This window comes from Micromonospora sp. WMMC264 (genome assembly GCF_027497275.1).
In the GTDB taxonomy this organism is placed as follows: Bacteria; Actinomycetota; Actinomycetes; order Mycobacteriales; family Micromonosporaceae; genus Micromonospora; species Micromonospora chalcea.
This window is the reverse complement of record NZ_CP114907.1, coordinates 4298342-4313446: the sequence shown is the minus strand read 5'-3', so window position 1 is coordinate 4313446 and position 15105 is coordinate 4298342. Positions and strand designations below refer to the sequence as shown.

At 74.3% G+C, this 15105-nt stretch carries 14 protein-coding genes and 1 pseudogene; 8 read left to right on the top strand and 7 right to left on the bottom strand.

The features are described from left to right. Positions 1-4 precede the first annotated feature (4 nt). The 7 genes from O7542_RS18660 to O7542_RS18630 all read right to left on the bottom strand — a co-directional run bounded on the left by O7542_RS18660 (position 5) and on the right by O7542_RS18630 (position 6425). Positions 5-733, bottom strand: coding sequence for a nucleotidyltransferase domain-containing protein (locus tag O7542_RS18660; protein ID WP_281604958.1), 729 nt, complete (start codon positions 731-733; stop codon positions 5-7). A 105-nt stretch (positions 734-838) separates the two neighbouring features. Then, entirely contained in the window at positions 839-1306 is a 468-nt protein-coding gene (locus O7542_RS18655) for a nitroreductase family deazaflavin-dependent oxidoreductase (RefSeq protein WP_043325828.1), read from the bottom strand. A gap of 152 nt (positions 1307-1458) precedes the next feature. After that, the gene (locus O7542_RS18650) at positions 1459-4137 is read right to left on the bottom strand and encodes an ABC transporter permease (RefSeq protein WP_281604957.1); all 2679 of its coding nucleotides are present in this window, start codon (positions 4135-4137) and stop codon (positions 1459-1461) included. Continuing rightward, entirely contained in the window at positions 4134-4865 is a 732-nt protein-coding gene (locus O7542_RS18645) for an ABC transporter ATP-binding protein (RefSeq protein WP_069089326.1), read from the bottom strand. The genes O7542_RS18650 and O7542_RS18645 overlap by 4 nt, the downstream gene beginning before the upstream one ends. A 19-nt stretch (positions 4866-4884) precedes the next feature. Then, positions 4885-5466, bottom strand: a complete 582-nt coding sequence (locus tag O7542_RS18640; protein ID WP_030503427.1) for a PadR family transcriptional regulator — start codon at positions 5464-5466, stop codon at positions 4885-4887. Between the two features lie 69 nt (positions 5467-5535). Further along, positions 5536-5979, bottom strand: a complete 444-nt coding sequence (locus O7542_RS18635; protein ID WP_281604956.1) for a ferritin-like domain-containing protein — start codon at positions 5977-5979, stop codon at positions 5536-5538. Beyond that, a complete protein-coding gene (locus O7542_RS18630) occupies positions 5976-6425 on the bottom strand; it encodes a hypothetical protein (RefSeq protein ID WP_187693834.1) in 450 nt (149 codons plus the stop codon). The genes O7542_RS18635 and O7542_RS18630 overlap by 4 nt, the downstream gene beginning before the upstream one ends. A 263-nt stretch (positions 6426-6688) precedes the next feature. Between O7542_RS18630 and rimP the strand changes: the two genes are divergently transcribed. The 8 genes and pseudogenes from rimP to O7542_RS18590 all read left to right on the top strand — a co-directional run bounded on the left by rimP (position 6689) and on the right by O7542_RS18590 (position 15004). After that, complete coding sequence (rimP, locus tag O7542_RS18625) at positions 6689-7345, top strand: ribosome maturation factor RimP (protein WP_069089328.1); 657 nt, start codon at positions 6689-6691, stop codon at positions 7343-7345. Next, positions 7342-8385 carry a transcription termination factor NusA gene (gene nusA / locus O7542_RS18620; RefSeq protein ID WP_030503423.1) on the top strand — a complete coding sequence of 348 codons (1044 nt, stop codon included), beginning with the start codon at positions 7342-7344 and terminating at the stop codon, positions 8383-8385. Before rimP ends, nusA begins: the two co-directional genes overlap by 4 nt. A 15-nt stretch (positions 8386-8400) precedes the next feature. Next, positions 8401-8737: pseudogene (locus O7542_RS18615) on the top strand (YlxR family protein). A gap of 93 nt (positions 8738-8830) precedes the next feature. Next, positions 8831-11836: a translation initiation factor IF-2 gene (gene infB, locus O7542_RS18610; RefSeq protein ID WP_069089329.1), complete on the top strand. Its 3006-nt coding sequence runs from the start codon at positions 8831-8833 to the stop codon at positions 11834-11836. Positions 11837-11918: 82 nt separating this feature from the next. Next, entirely contained in the window at positions 11919-12962 is a 1044-nt protein-coding gene (locus O7542_RS18605; RefSeq protein ID WP_064447082.1) for a DNA modification methylase, read from the top strand. Between the two features lie 41 nt (positions 12963-13003). Continuing rightward, on the top strand, positions 13004-13297 hold the full coding sequence (locus O7542_RS18600) for a DUF503 domain-containing protein (RefSeq protein WP_043325814.1): 294 nt from the start codon (positions 13004-13006) through the stop codon (positions 13295-13297). A 181-nt stretch (positions 13298-13478) separates the two neighbouring features. Continuing rightward, a complete protein-coding gene (gene rbfA / locus O7542_RS18595; protein WP_043330546.1) occupies positions 13479-13961 on the top strand; it encodes a 30S ribosome-binding factor RbfA in 483 nt (160 codons plus the stop codon). Continuing rightward, complete coding sequence (locus O7542_RS18590; RefSeq protein WP_064447083.1) at positions 13958-15004, top strand: bifunctional oligoribonuclease/PAP phosphatase NrnA; 1047 nt, start codon at positions 13958-13960, stop codon at positions 15002-15004. The genes rbfA and O7542_RS18590 overlap by 4 nt, the downstream gene beginning before the upstream one ends. The last annotated feature ends 101 nt before the right edge of the window (positions 15005-15105 follow it).

Genomic DNA, 15105 nt, shown 5'->3' with positions numbered 1-15105 from the left:
GTCCTCAGCCGGACAACAGGTCGTCGATCGTGCCGTCGACCGGCCGGCCCCGGGCGGCCAGCTCCTCGGCCTGGCGGGTCAGCGCCGCGCCCACCTCGGTCATGTCCGCGCCGGCCAGCCCGATACGCCGCACCGCGTCCCCGGCGTCGCGGAAGTAGGTGCGGCTGAACAGCCCCTGCACCGTCGCCGCGGCCAGCCGCGCCTCGCCGAGCATGAGCAGCGCCTGGTCCGTCTCGTACCACTCGGCCAGCCGCAACGCCCGGGCGTGCGCCGCGCTGCCCCGGTACCACGCCTGCCGCGCGGCGCCGGTGAACTCCGCCGGCCGGGCCCGCGCCAGTCGCGCCAGGTGCTCGTCGCGCAGCTTCGGCAGCCAGCCGGTCGGGTCGTGCAGGGCACGGGTGGTGACGTACCGATCAGCGGCCAGCGGCCACCGGGACGTGATCGTCGTCGCCCGGCGCAGGTAGTCGTCCGCCCCGGCCACTGTCAGGTCGACGAGCACCCCGTCGACCCGGCGGGTGGCCGGCGGCGGCCCGGCGCCGGGCCGGTAGGTGACGACCAGCAACCCGACCTCGCGGTCCCCGCCGCCGTCGTCGTCGCCGTGCGCGAGCGGACCGTGTACGGCGACCGCCAGCACGTCGGCCGGGAACCGCCGCAGGACGGCGTCACCGACGCGCTCGGCCACCTGCCACCGCGGGTCGTCCAGACGCCGCTCGGCGTTCACGTCGACAGCCACGGTCCACCTCCGTCCGAGCGCTCGCCTGCGGCAACCCTAGCCAGATCGGGCCGGGCGGCCCCGGGGGCGCGGATGTCGGATTGTGCGCGTCTGCGGCAAGGGCGCTCAGGCGTTCGGGACCAGGCGGAAGACGCGGATCTCGCGGTTACCGGCGCGCTCGACGTACGTGCGGTACGCGGGCCACTCCTGCACCAGCCGCTGGAACAGCCGTTCCCGTTCCTCGCCGGTGACCTGCTCGGCGGTGACCGGGATCCGGCGGCCCTTGACGTCCACCTCGGCGGCCGGATTAGCCATCAGGTTGAACGTCCAGGACGGCTGGTGCTGCTGCCCCCAGTTCGAGCCGATCACCACGTAGGCGTCGCCGTCGGGGACGTACACCAGGGGGTTGCTGCGGGGCTTGCCGGAGCGGCGGCCGGTGGAGGTGAGCACCAGCGTGGGCACGAGCCCGAAGGCGACCACTCGGCCCTTCGTCATCCGACCGACCAGCCGGTCGGCCGGGACGAGCAGGCGCATGGTGGCGCCGAACCAACGCTGGTGACCGAGACGGCGGGTGAGGGTTCCCAGGGCTGACATCCGACAAGTGTGCCGCCCGCACCGCGCCCCGTCACCCCCTCGGACGGTCAGTCCGCCCCAAGGTCGACTCCATTTCCCCGAAGTGGTGGCATCCACCCCGCCGCGATGCCGCCACTCCGGCGAAATGGTGTGATCATGCATGGGTGGCCGGCTCAGTCGAGCCGGCGTTCGATCGGCAGGCGGGACCTGGTGAACAGCGCCGCGCCGCCCATCGCCACCAGCGGCACCACGACCAGCGCGGCGAGTGTCACGCCGGGCACCGTCACCGGGTACGGCGGCTGCACCGGCCAGGAGTCCGCGTACCGCTGGTTGAGCGCGGCCAGGACGACCACGGCGGAGCCGAGCCCGGCGACGATGCCCAGCGCGGAGCCGAGCACCGCGATGACCCCGGCCTGGCAGAGCGACAGCAGGCGGCGTACCCGGGGATCGGCGCCCACCGCCGCGAGCGTGGACAGGTCCCGGCGGCCCTCGGCCGCGGCGAGGCCGGTGGCGACAGCGGCGGCGCCCAGCGTGATCACCCCCGAGGCCACCGCCAGCAGGAGCAGCATCGGGCGCTGGTCCGACGGCGGGTCGGCGGTCGCCACCTGCGCCGACATGGGCCCGATGTCGTACAGCTCGTCGGTCAGCATCTCCATCTGCCGATCGGTGGGCGAGCCGGCGGTGTCCAGCAGGTAGCCAAGCGGTACGGCGGACAGGCCGAGCGCGTCCGCGGCGGCGGGGGAGAGCACCAACCGGTCGACGCTGAGACCGCCGCGCAGCGCGTACGCGGGCAGGAGACGCCCGGTGGGCGGGCCGCCGGAGTTGTAGTTGACCTCCACCCGGACCTGCCCGTCCACCACCCGCCGGGCGTCGGTGACCACCACGCCGCCGGTGGCGAGCGTCCGGCGCGCGGCGGCCAGCTCGTCGGCGGGCGCGCCGGTGAGCGCGGCCAGCGCGGCGCCGTCGTCCACGAGCGCCGGCAGGTAGACGTCGACCGGCTCCTGGAAGGGGCTCACGCAGCGCGGATCGCGCCGGGCCGAGTCGGGAACCGGGTCGGAGGAGGTGTACGGGCAGCGCCGCTCCGGCGGAACGAGCGCGTACGCCGCGCAGTCGTTCTTGTCCCGGACGTCGCCGGCGCACCCGGGGGTCGCGACGGACACCACTGTGGCGTCGGGCAGGACCGTGCGGGCCCGGGCGGCGACGGCCTCGGCCGACGGCGGGCCCGCCGGGATCTCGCCGGAGTGGGTGAGCAGCACGTTGCCCGGCGGCAGGCCGGGCTGCCAGAGTTCCCGGGAGCGGGTCTCGTCACTCGCCACGTAGACGCCGAGCGCGACGCTTCCGGCGACGGCGGCCATCACCGCCGAGATGGCCGGCGCGGCCGACGACCGGTTGCGGCTGGCGTCGCGCAACGCGAGGCGGGGGGTGAGCGGCAGCAGCCGGCCGGCCCGGCCCAGCACGCCCACGAGCGTCGGGGTGCAGAACACCAGCCCCAGCTCGCCCAGGGCGACACCGGCCAGCACGCCGGTCTGCGAGGTGCGGCCGGCGGCGAACGCGGCGATCGCGGTCCCGGCGACGGTGAGCGCCACCCCGATCAGCAGCCAGCGGCGGCGGGGCCGGGACCCGTCGCGCCGGCCGGCCAGGCCGGTCGCCACGTCCTGCCGGGCCGCCGTCCAGGCCGGCGCCATCGCCGCCAGCACCCCGGCCAGCACCGCCGTCGCGGCGATCGCCACCAGCGCGGCCGGGAAGATCCGGTACGCCCCGAGGCGCTCCCCGAGCAGGTACTGCTCGACGAGCGGCCGGCCGGCGAACGCGGCGCCGATGCCGAGCAGCAGCCCGAGGGCGGCCCCGCCGGCGCCGAGCACCACCCCGTCGGCGAGCACGATCCGGCGCAGGTGGGAGGCGTCGCCACCGGCCACCGCGACGAGCGCGAGGTCGCGCCGCCGACGGCGGACGCTCACCGCGAAGGCCGGGCCGACCAGCAGCACCACCTCCAGCAGGCCCAGCCCGCCGACCACGCCGACGACGCCGGCCTCGTCGGCGTCCGGCACGCGCATACCGCGGGTGAGCTCCTCCCGCCCGGGCAGCGGGTCGCGGACGACGATCTGGATGCCCTGCGCGTTCAGCCGGTCGGCGAGCCCCGGGTCGAGCGGGCCGGGCAGGTCCACCAGCCAGGTGTCGCTGCCGGCCGCGGTCTCCGGGGTCACCCCGGCCAGCGTGATCACCTCCCGGAGGTTGTCCGGGTACTCCACCACCCCGACCACCCGGTACGTGGCGCCGTCGATGGTGCGTACCGGGTTGCCGATGCGGGTGTCGAGCCGGCGCAGCGCCGCGGGGCTGACCGCGATCTCGTCCGGGCGCACCGGCGGCCGGCCGTCGAGGACCCGGGCCAGCGGCCGGGTGAGCGGGTCGGTCAGGTCCAGGGCGCGCGCGTCGAGCGACTCGACGTGCCGGCCGATCCGCGTCGAGAACGTCATCCACCAGCGCGTGCGGGCGACCCGGCTGCCCTCGGGCAGCAGCGCGCGCACCTCCTCGGCGGTCGCCGGACGGGTCCGGCCGACCCATTCGCCCTCGACCGGCCAGGCCGACTCGCCCCAGGCGTCCTGCCTCACCGCCGTCAGGCTGTCCCAGCGCAGCGCGACGTCGGCGCCGCCGAGCTGGCGCTCGATCCGTTCGGCGCGGTTCAGATCGGCCATGTCGTAGCTGACCGCGGCGAAGCTGAGGCCGAGCACCGGCAGCGCGATCATCACCAGCACCAGCAGCGTGCGCCGCCGGGACCGCCGGGCCTCCCGGCGGGCGATCCGCAGCGCGGTCCGCCACGATCCGCGTACGGCGGCGAGGCGGCCGCCGGTCACCGGATGCTGCCGCTGAGCAGGTGGTCGACGCCGATCAGCGGGGCGGTCGAGTCGACCATCACCCCGTCGCGCAGGAAGACCACCCGGTCCGCCCAGCCCGCGTGCCGGGCCTCGTGGGTGACCAGCACCCCGGCCGCCCCGGCGTCCACCCGGCGGCGCAGCAGGTGCAGCACCGCCTCACCGGTCTGCGAGTCCAGCGCGCCGGTCGGCTCGTCGGCGAGGACCAGGCGGCGTTCGCCGACGAGGGCCCGGGCGATCGCCACCCGCTGCTGCTGGCCGCCGGACATCTGGTCCGGGAAGCGGTCGGCCAGGTCCTCCAGGTCGACCTCGCGCAGCGCGTCGAGGGCCGACTGGCGGGCCGCCCGTACGCCGGCGCCGTCCAGTTCCAGGGGAAGCGCCACGTTCTCCACCGCGGTCAGGCTGCCGAGCAGGTTCAGATCCTGGAAGACGTACCCGATCCGGCGGCGGCGCAGCCGGGCCAGCTCCCGGGCGGACAGCCCGACCAGCGCCTCGCCCTCGACCACCACCTCGCCGCCGGTGGGCCGGTCCAGGCCGCCGGCGAGCGCCAGCAGCGTGGACTTGCCGGACCCGGAGGGGCCCATCACCGCCACCAGTTCCCCGGCCCGCACGGTCAGGCTCACGCCGCGCAGCGCGTGCACGGCGGCCTCACCGGTGCCGTGCGTACGGCGTACGTCCCGCAGTTCCAGCACCCCGTCGATCGGGTCCATCAGCGCCTCCCGTGCCGGTTCACCGGCGGGCTTCGTCGCCGGCCCGGTCCACCGCCTCGGGGTGGTCGACCGCCCGGATCGGCGCCGGGCGGTGCCGGACCAGGCTGGTCTCGCAGTGGTCGAGCCACCGCACCTCGGCCTCGGTCTGGAAGATCATCGCGTCCAGCACCAGCCGCCAGGGTAGATCCTCCGGCTTGTCGCTCGTGTACTTCAACCGGGTGAACTCCTGAAGCGCGCGCATGGTGGCGGTGCGCTGGGTCTGCACCACCGCCCGCACGTCGACGCCCGGCGTGGTCAACGCCAGCGCCAGCTTGATCGACAACTCGTCGCGGGGACGGTCGGCGCGGCTGATCGGGGTGGCGAACCACATCGCCAGGTCCGCCCGTCCGGCGTCGGTGATCTCGTACGGCCGCTGCCCGCTCTCGTTCTCCGGCAGCGGGCGCACCAGTCCGTCGCGTTCCAGCCGGGCCAGCGTGGTGTAGACCTGCCCGATGTTCAGCGGCCAGGTCGACCCGGTGGACTCCTCGAACGCGGCACGGAGCTGATAGCCGTACATCTGGCCGCGTTCGAGAAGGGCGAGCAGGCCGTGACGGATGGACATGACCGCGAGTATGCATACCTGGTATGCGCAGCGCAACCGGGAAGCTTCGCCGGGTGACCGGCGTCGCGCTCAGGCGGGGCGGCCCGGGAACGGAACGGTGACCGGTGTCACGCCCGCCGTACGCCGCCAGCGGGTGGCCCGCAGCGCGCAGTCGGTGAGCGCGGCGAGCGCCCTGTTCCGCTCCACGCCGCTGGTGTGCGCGAGCGCGGCCCGCCAGTGCCCGGCGGTCCGCTCCTCGATCTCCACCGCCAGCCGCAGCGCTCCCGCCCGGTCGGTGACCGGATAGGGCAGCGCGTACCCGGCCCGGTCCGCGGGTACCTGCCCGGAGCCCTCGGCGAGCTGCAGGAGCAGCGCGTCGCGGCGGGACCGGTGCGCCGCCTCGGCGGCCCGGGCCGCCGTCCGCGCCGCGCCGGTGAGGTGCACGCCGATCACCCCGTACGCCCAGATCGCCGCGTACTCGGCGGCGAGCGCGTCGGCGAGGGCGGAGGCCGGGCCGGTCGTCGGGTTGTTCACTTCAGGGCCTCCACGTGGGTCGCCCGCGCGGCGGCGATCGAGCCGAGCAGCGCGGCCCGCTCGGCCGGCGCCTCGGCGCAGGCCTTCGCCGCGTTGGTCCGGCCCTCCTGCTCGGCCTGACGCAGCTCGGTGAGCACGGCGTCGGGCGCGGGCGCGCTCGCCGAGCCGGCGGCCGCCGGCGTGCCGGAGGGAGCCGGCCGGCCGATGACCCGGCGTAGCTCCTCGGCGTGTGCCTTGTGCGCGTCGGCGATCGGGGTGAGCCGTCCGGCGAGCGCCGGGGCGGCGGTGGCGGCGGCCCGGTAGCGGGCCTCCAGCGCCAGCGCCTCGGCGGCCAGCGGCTCCAGCGCATCAGGCGCCGGTGGCTGCCGGTCGCGGTCGAAAAGATCACAACCGGTCAGCGGCGCGGCCGCGCCGCCGAGCGCCACGAGCCCTCCGGCGCGCAGCAGCCAGCGCCGGGAATGCCCCGCTCTGACCTGGTCGGATGGTGTTCTGCCGGTCCCCACCTGACAGAGTCAACACCATTCGCGCCGCCTCATGGGTCAGGGTCTCGGTGCGCCGCCGGGTCCGTCCGCGGCCGTTAGCGTTACGCTCTGCGCAACCACCGGGCGCGGACGCCCCGGTGGCGTGCCGGTATGGCGGGCCGACCGCCCGCACCGGCCCGGGACAACACGGCCCGCGGGTCGTGGCAACAGCAGGAGAGGTGCGCGGAATGACGCAGCGTGGCCGTGCCACCCGGCCGACGGGGCCCGCCGGGCGGCCCCGCCGGTCCGACGGCCCCCGCGGCGCGGAGCGCAGCGGCGCACCCCGTGGCGATCTGAACGCGCGCCGCAACCGGCTGCGCGAGGTGATCGAACCGGTCGTCGCCGCGGCCGGCTACGACCTGGAGGACCTTTCCGTCTCCCGCGCTGGACGGCGGCACGTGGTCCGGGTGATCGTGGACGCCGACGGCGGGATCAACCTGGACGCCGTGGCGGACGTCTCCCGCGCGGTGTCGGCGGCCCTGGACGCGGCGGAGGAGTCCGGCGGCGACATCGTGGCCGGCGAGTACCAGCTGGAGGTCAGCTCGCCCGGCGTGGACCGCCCGCTCACCCTGCCCCGGCACTGGCGGCGCAACGTGGGCCGGCTGGTCAAGGTCACCGTCCGCGGCGACGCCGGGGACCGCCAGCTCACCGGCCGGATCACGGCCGCCGACGACGAGCGCGTGGAGCTGGAGACCGACGCCGGCCCCGTGGCACACCCGTACGCCGAACTCGGGCCCGGCCGGGTCCAGGTGGAGTTCAGCCGCCTGGACGACCTGGCCGACGAGGACCTCGGCGACGACACAGACACCGACGACGACGAAGATCTGGAGGACGAGGAGAGGTGAACATCGACCTCGCGGCGCTGCGCGCCCTGGAGCGCGAGCGGGAGATCCCGTTCGACACGATCCTCGCGGCGATCGAGACCGCGCTGCTGACCGCCTACCGGCACACCGACGGCGCCGAGTCGCACGCCCGGGTGGAGATCGACCGCAAGAGCGGGGCCGCCTCGGTCTTCGCGCAGGAGCTCGACGCCGACGGCACCGTCACCCGGGAGTGGGACGACACCCCGCACGACTTCGGGCGGATCGCCGCCATGACCGCCAAGCAGGTGATCCTCCAACGGCTGCGGGAGGCCACCGACGAGGTGCACTTCGGCGAGTACGTGGGCCGCGACGGTGACCTGGTCACCGGCGTGGTGCAGGCGCACGAGACGCGCCGGGAGAAGGGCATCGTCAGCGTCGACCTGGGCAAGCTGGAGGGCGTCCTGCCGCAGTCCGAGCAGGTCCCCGGCGAGCGGTACGAGCACGGCGAGCGGATCCGCTGCGTGGTCGTGCACGTCGCCAAGGGCATGCGCGGCCCGCAGATCACGCTGTCCCGGTCGCATCCGGCGCTCGTGAAGAAGCTGTTCGCGCTGGAGGTGCCGGAGATCGCCGACGGCACCGTGGAGATCGGCGCGATCGCCCGTGAGGCAGGTCACCGTACGAAGATCGCGGTCCGCTCGACCGCGTCCGGCGTCAACGCCAAGGGCGCCTGCATCGGCCCGATGGGGCAGCGGGTCCGCGCGGTGATGAGCGAGCTGCACGGCGAGAAGATCGACATCATCGACTGGTCGGACGACCCCGCGACGTTCGTCGGCAACGCGTTGTCGCCGGCCAAGGCGCTGCGGGTCGAGGTGGTCGACCTGGCCTCCCGTACCGCCCGGGTGACGGTCCCGGACTTCCAGCTCTCGCTCGCGATCGGCCGGGAAGGGCAGAACGCCCGCCTGGCGGCCCGCCTGACCGGTTGGCGCATCGACATCCGGTCCGACGCGGAGACCGCGGCCCCGCAGAGCCGGGGCGGAGCTGATCACGTCCCGGAGCCGGGCGGCGCGATCTCCGGCGGCTAGGGGTAGACTTACTCAGTGGCACGACGCGCGATTCCGGAGCGCACCTGTGTGGGCTGCCGGAAACGGGCGCCGGCCAGCGAGTTGTTGCGGGTTGTCGCGATCGGTGACGAGGCTGGTCACATCAGTCTCAGGCCCGATCCGGCCCGCAGACTGCCGGGTCGGGGAGCGAACATGCACCCTGATCCGGCCTGCTTCGCGCAGGCGGTGCGGCGTCGCGCCTTCGGGCGGGCACTGCGCCTCACCGGGGTTCCTGACCACGGTGCGCTTGCGGAGCACGTCGACGCGCAACCCCCGACGACCGGTCAAGCCCGACCGGTCGAGGGTCGCTAGCAAGGTAGGACGACCGACATGAGCACACGATGAAGTCCCTGAAATGACCAGGCTTCAAGTGCACGAGTGAGGTCGCTGCGGGTGCTGCCCGCACGACCTCGGAGTGAGGAGTGCAGTGGCAGGAAAGGCCCGCGTACACGAGCTTGCCAAGGAGCTCGGGGTCGAAAGCAAGACCGTTCTCGCCAAGCTCAAGGAAATGGGCGAGTTCGTGAAGTCCGCGTCCAGCACCGTCGAGGCGCCTGTCGCCCGGCGGCTGCGTAGCGCCTTCGTAGCCGGTTCGTCGGCGCCCGCCGGCCCGCCGGCTGCCGCGCCCAGCGGTCCGGCACCGACCCCGACGCCCACCCCGACCCCGGGTGCCCCCCGGGTCTCGGCCAAGCCGATGCCGCCCCGGCGTCCGGCTGCGCCGACCCCTGGACCGAAGCCCAAGGGCCCGGTCCCCGGCCCGCCGCAGCCGGCGACTCCGGTCGCCAAGCCGGCGAGCGCGCACGACATCGAAGTGGCGGCCGCCGAAGCGCGTGCCGCCGCGCTGAAGGCTGAGCAGGAGGCCGCGGTCAAGGCCGCGCAGGCCGCCCGCCAGCAGCAGCGCGAGACCGTACGCCGGGAGCCTCCGGCCGAGGGCGGTCCCCGTCCCGGCCCGCGTCCCGGCCCGAACGCCATGCCGCCGCGTCCGGGTTCCCCGGCCGCCGGTCGCCCCGGCGGTCCGGGCCAGGGTCAGGGCCCCGGTGCCCGGCCGGGCGGTCGTCCGCCGGCGCGCGGCGCCGGTAACAACCCGTTCGGCATCCAGGGCGGCCAGCAGCAGCGGCCCCCGGCCGCCGGTGCGGGCGGTCCCCGTCCCAGCCCGGCCGGCATGCCGCCGCGGCCCAGCCCGGCGTCGATGCCGCCGCGGCCGAGCCCGGCCTCGATGCCGAGCCAGCGTCCGACCACCGGCCGTCCCGGCGGCCCCGGTGGCGGTCGTGGCGGACCCGGTGGTGGCGCCGGTCGTCCCGGCGGCGGTGGCGGTGGCTACCGCGGTGGACCCGGTGGTGGCGGCGGTGGCGGTGGCTACCGCGGCGGTCCCGGTGGTGGCGGCGGTGGCGGTGGCTACCGCGGCGGTCCCGGCGGCGGTGGCGGTGCTCCCGGCGGTGGTTTCCGTCCGGGTGGTCCGGTCGGCGGCGGTGGCCGTCCCGGTGGCGGCGGTCGTGGCCGTGGCGGTGGCGCTGCGGGTGCCTTCGGGCGTCCGGGTGGTCGCCCGACCCGCGGTCGCAAGTCCAAGAAGCAGCGCAGACAGGAGTTCGACAACCTGTCGGCCCCGACCATGTCCTCGGGCGCGCCCCGCGGTCAGGGTCAGGTCGTCCGGTTGTCCCGTGGCGCCTCGCTGTCGGACTTCGCCGACAAGATCAACGCCAACCCGGGTTCGCTGGTCCAGGAGATGTTCAACCTGGGCGAGATGGTGACGGCGACCCAGTCGTGCTCCGACGAGACCCTGCAGTTGCTGGGTGAGCACCTCGGCTTCGACGTGCAGATCGTCAGCCCGGAGGACGAGGACCGCGAGCTGCTCGCGCAGTTCAACATCGACCTCGACGCCGAGGTCGCGGCGGACCGCCTGGTCAGCCGTGCGCCGGTCGTGACCGTCATGGGTCACGTCGACCACGGTAAGACCAAGCTGCTCGACGCGATCCGCAAGGCGAACGTGGTGGCCGGCGAGGCGGGTGGCATCACCCAGCACATCGGCGCCTACCAGGTCCACGTCCCGCACGAGGGCGAGGACCGCGCGGTGACGTTCATCGACACCCCGGGTCACGAGGCGTTCACCGCCATGCGTGCCCGTGGCGCCCAGGTCACGGACATCGTGATCCTGGTGGTGGCGGCGGACGACGGCGTGATGCCGCAGACCATCGAGGCGCTCAACCACGCCAAGGCGGCGGACGTGCCGATCGTGGTCGCGGTTAACAAGGTCGACAAGCCCGAGGCGAACCCGGACAAGGTCCGCCAGCAGCTGACCGAGTACGGCCTGGTCGCCGAGGAGTACGGCGGCGACACCATGTTCGTCAACGTGGCGGCCAAGCCCGGCATCGGCATCGAGGAACTGCTCGAGGCCGTGCTGCTGACCGCCGACGCGTCGCTGGAGCTGACCGCTCCGATCGACGGGCCGGCGCAGGGTGTCGCGATCGAGGCGCACCTGGACAAGGGCCGTGGCGCGGTGGCGACCGTGCTGGTGCAGAAGGGCACCCTGCGTGCCGGTGACTCGATCGTCGCCGGTGGGGCGCACGGCCGCGTGCGGGCCATGCTGGACGAGAACGGCAAGCCGGTCGACGAGGCCGGTCCGGCGCGTCCGGTCATGGTGCTGGGTCTGACCACGGTGCCGGGTGCGGGTGACACCTTCCTGGCCGCCGAGGACGACCGCACCGTGCGGCAGATCGCCGAGCAGCGGCAGGCGCGGAGGCGGGCGGCGTCGTTCGCCAACTCCCGTGGCCGGGCCACCCTCGAGACGCTCATGGAGCAGCTCAAGGAGGGCGAGAAGACCTCGCTCAACCTGGTGCTCAAGGGCGACGTCTCCGGTTCCGTGGAGGCGCTCGAGGACGCGCTGTTCAACCTCGACATCCCGGAGGAGGTCCAGCTTCGGATCATCCACCGGGGCGTGGGCGCGATCACCGAGAGCGACGTCATGCTCGCGAGCGCCTCGTCCGAGGCGGTCACGATCATCGGCTTCAACGTGCGGGCCTCGAACAAGGTCCGCGAGATGGCCGACCGCGAGGGCGTGGAGATCCGGTACTACACGGTCATCTACCAGGCCATCGAGGAGATCGACGCCGCGCTCAAGGGTCTGCTCAAGCCGGAGTACGAGGAGGTCGAGCTGGGCACCGCGGAGATCCGCGACGTCTTCCGCTCGTCCAAGATCGGCAACATCTCCGGCTGTATCGTCCGGTCCGGCCTCATCCGCCGCAACGCCAAGGCGCGGCTGCTGCGGGACGGTGCGGTCGTGGCGGACAACCTCACGATCAGCTCCTTGAAGCGGTTCAAGGACGACGCGACCGAGGTCCGCGAGGGCTTCGAGTGTGGTCTGACGCTGGGCGGCTACAACAACGTCCAGGTCGGCGACGTCATCGAGACGTTCGAGATGCGCGAGAAGCCGCGCGCCTGAGTTCCACACGTACGACCGGTCGGCGGCCGGGGCCTTCGGGCCCCGGCCGTCGCCGTTTCCGCAGGCTGCGACAATCTGCGGCGTGATCCGGTACGCGCTGCTCCTCGCCCCCTCCGCCAACCGCGTCTACGCCGACGCGGCGGCCCGGCTGGCCCGCGCCGAACTGGCCGTGTTCGCCGGCTCCGGCGTGCTCGACGTGGTGCCGGGCGACGCCGAGGTCACCCGGATCGGCGGGGTGGAGTACCTGACGTTCACCGCCCCCGAACCCGGACTCGGCGAGCGGGACCTGGCCCACCTGGCGAACCTGTCGGCGGCGTACGCGCTGTTCGAGCGGGTCGGTGACGACCTGCTGCGGCCGGTGCCGCTGAGCCCGCTGGCCCGGTACGACTCCGACCTGATCACCATCCCCAAGTACGCCGGCAAGACCAACGAGCAGTTCACCCGGCTGCTGCTCAACGTCACAGTGCTCGCCTCCGCCGCCGCGCCCCGGATGCTGGACGGGCCGGTGGTGGTGCTGGATCCGCTCTGCGGCCGGGGCACCACGCTCAACCAGGCGCTGATGTACGGCTACGACGGCATCGGGGTCGAGCGCGACAGCAAGGACGTCGACGCGTACGCGACGTTCCTGCGTACCTGGCTGCGCCGAAAGCGGCTCAAGCACACCACCGAGTCGACGTCGGTGCGCCGGGACCGCAAGCTGGTGGCCCGCCGGTTCGAGGCGGTGCTCGCGCCGTCGCGGGACGAGCACCGGGCCGGGGCCACCCAGCGGGTCACCGTGCTGAACACCGACACCACCCGGGCCCGCGAGGCGCTGCGCCCCCGCTGCGCCGACGTGATCGTGACCGACGCGCCGTACGGGGTGGCGCACGGCAGCCGTACCGATCAGGGGTTGTCCCGCAGCCCGCTGGAGCTGCTCACCGCGGCCGTGCCGGTGTGGCGGGAGCTGCTGCGCCCCGGTGGCGCGCTCGGGCTGTCCTGGAACACCCACGTGGCGCCGCGGGCGCAGGCGGAGGCGGTGCTGGCCGACGCCGGGCTGCGCGTGCTCGACGGCCCCGGCTTCGGTGACTTCGCCCACCGGGTCGACCAGGCGATCGAGCGGGACGTGCTGGTGGCGGTCGCGCCTTAATCGCGTGCCGGGGTGCGCCACCCGGCGTACCGTTGCTCGCCGTGTATACCGGAACCGCACTGTTCGACCTGTTGCTCCCGGGTGACTCCCGGTCCCTGAAGGCCAAGCGGTCCTACGTCCGGCCGATCGTCGCCGCGCTGCGGAAGTTCGAGGTCTCCGCCGCCGAGGTGGGGGCGCTGGACCTGCACGGCCGGGCCGAGATCGGGGTGGCGGTGGTGGCCGCCGAGCCGGCCCACGTCCGCGAGGTGCTCGACTCCTGTGAGCGGCTGGTCGCCGCCCGCCCGGAGACCGAACTGCTGTCGGTGCGCCGTCGCCTGCACGGCGAGGACGACTGACGGCGCGTCGCGCGGTACTCCGCCCGTGCCGCGTGAGGTCCGGTGGGACGCGGGTAGTGTTCTTCAGCGTTGGGCGGTCGGACCCGGCGGCGCCCACGCGCCCGCCGTCTCCGGCCGACGGCCCGGGTCGCACGGTGACCCGGCGCCGTCATCGGTACAGGTGATCCCGGAGGTGGGGGACATGACGGATCAGGCAAAGGTTCGCCGGCACGCGGAGCGTATCCGGGAACTCGTCGCGTCGGTGGTGCGCAGCCAGATCAAGGACCCCCGGCTCGGCATGATCACGATCACCGACGCCCGGATCACCGCCGACCTGCGCGACGCCACCGTCTTCTACACGGTGCTCGGTGACGCGGCGGCCCAGGCGAGCACCGCCGCCGCGCTGGAGAGCGCCAAGGGCATGCTGCGCAGCACCGTCGGCAAGGCGCTCGGGCTGCGGCACTCGCCGACGCTGACCTTCGTCCTCGACGACGTGCAGGACCAGGTCAAGCACATCGACGACCTGCTCGCCGCAGCGCGTACCGCCGACGCCGAGGTGCAGCGGCTGGCCGCCAAGTCCTCGTACGCGGGCGACGCCCAGCCGTACCGGGTCGAGGACGACGAGGACGCCGCGGACGACGAGCCGGCCGCCGACGACGAGCCGCGCGAGGGCGACCGCCGGTGACCGAGGTCGCCGTCGCGGGTGGCCTGCCGGCCGGCCCGGCCGAATCGGAGTGGGCGGCGGCCGTCGCGGCGGTACGCGACCTTCCCGCCGACGCGCGGGTGCTGCTGATCTGCCACGTGAACCCGGACGGGGACGCGCTGGGCAGCATGCTCGGCTTCGGGCTGGGTCTGCGGCGGCTCGGCGTACGCGATCTCCAGGCGACCTTCCCCGGCCCGCCGGAGGTGCCCGAGCCGTTCCGCTGGATGCCCGGCGTGGAGCTGCTGGTGCCGCAGGACGACACGTACCCCGATCCGGATCTGGTGATCTGCTTCGACGCGGCGAGCGAGTCGCGGCTGGGTGACCTGGTGGGCCGGCTGGACACGGCGGGCACGTCGCTGGTGCTCGACCACCACGCCTCGAACACCGGCTTCGGCCGGATCAACCTGGTCGACCCGCACGCCGCCGCCACCTCGGTGGTCGCGCTGGAGTTGCTGGACCGGCTCGGGGCGACGCTCGACGCGGAGGTGGCGACCGGGCTCTACGTCGCGCTGACCACCGACACCGGCTCGTTCCGCTTCGAGGCGACCACGCCTGCCGTGCACCGGATGGCGGCGCGTCTGCTGGCCACCGGCATCCGGCCCGGCGACATCTCCCGGCGGGTGTTCGACACCCGCCCGTTCGGCGCCGTCCGCCTGTTCGGCGAGGTGCTCGGCCGGGCCACGCTGGAACCGGCGGCCGCCGCCGGGCACGGGCTCGTCTGGACGTACGCGACCCGCGAGGACCTGGTCCGGCACGACCAGCCGGCGTACGTGCTGGAGGCGCTCATCGACTCGGTGCGGTGCACCGAGGAGGCGGACGTGAGCTGCGTGATCAAGCAGGCGGGCGAGGCCGAGTGGGCGGTGTCGCTGCGCAGCAAGGGCGCGGTGGACGTGAGCGCGGTGGCGGTGGCGCTGGGCGGTGGCGGGCACCGGTTCGCGGCCGGCTTCACCGGGCGGGGCGCGCTCGACGAGCTGGTCGGACGGATCCGGGCCGAACTCGCTACCGCAACGCTGGTAGCCCCCTAAAAGCGGAATTGTGCCGATATTTCTGCCGGGCCGAGGCGCGGCGATGATCGGAAGTGTGAGCTGATCGGCGGCTTTTCCAGGGATTACGAGGCGTGCCAGCC